This window comes from Psychrobacter sp. 1U2 (assembly GCF_051847575.1).
Genome location: NZ_JBPYDC010001040.1, coordinates 1 through 730, shown reverse-complemented (window position 1 = coordinate 730; position 730 = coordinate 1). Strand labels below are relative to the sequence as shown.

The window sequence follows — 730 nt, the reverse complement described above, 5'->3', positions numbered from 1 at the left end:
CTCTTCTTTTAAATCTTTACGATAGCTATCGAGCTGTGATTTTTCAATCGCTCTTGCCCGTGCGTCTTTTTCAACGCCGTCACGGGTAAAGACCTGTACATCGATAACTGTGCCTTTGCTTGATGTTGGAACACGCAGTGAAGTGTCTTTTACATCAGCAGCCTTTTCACCAAAGATAGCCCGTAGCAGTTTCTCTTCTGGCGTTAGTTGCGTCTCGCCTTTTGGTGTGACTTTACCAACTAAGATATCGCCTGCATCAACTTCAGCACCGATATAAACAATACCTGCTTCATCCAGACTTGATAAAGCAGCCTCACCTACGTTTGGAATATCAGCTGTGATTTCTTCTGTTCCAAGCTTGGTATCACGCGCCACACAAGTCAACTCTTGGATATGAATCGTAGTAAAGCGATCTTCTTTAACGACTTTTTCAGATAGCAAGATTGAATCTTCAAAGTTGTAACCATTCCACGGCATAAATGCGATACGAATGTTCTGACCTAGCGCTAGCTCACCAAGATCCGTTGATGGACCATCAGCCAAGATATCACCCAAAGCAATTTCATCACCTTGGTTGACGATGATACGTTGGTTAATACAAGTGTTTTGGTTAGAGCGTGTGTATTTGATTAAGTTATAGATATCGATACCCGCTTCACCAGCATTCATCTCGTCTTCGTTTACACGAACAACGATACGTGAGGCATCAACATCTTCAATCACACCGCCA

1 pseudogene is annotated in these 730 nt (G+C 43.2%); it reads right to left on the bottom strand.

What is annotated here, in order from left to right:
- A pseudogene (gene rpoB / locus ACS8FD_RS20255) lies at positions 1 to 730 on the bottom strand (DNA-directed RNA polymerase subunit beta); the annotation flags it as partial.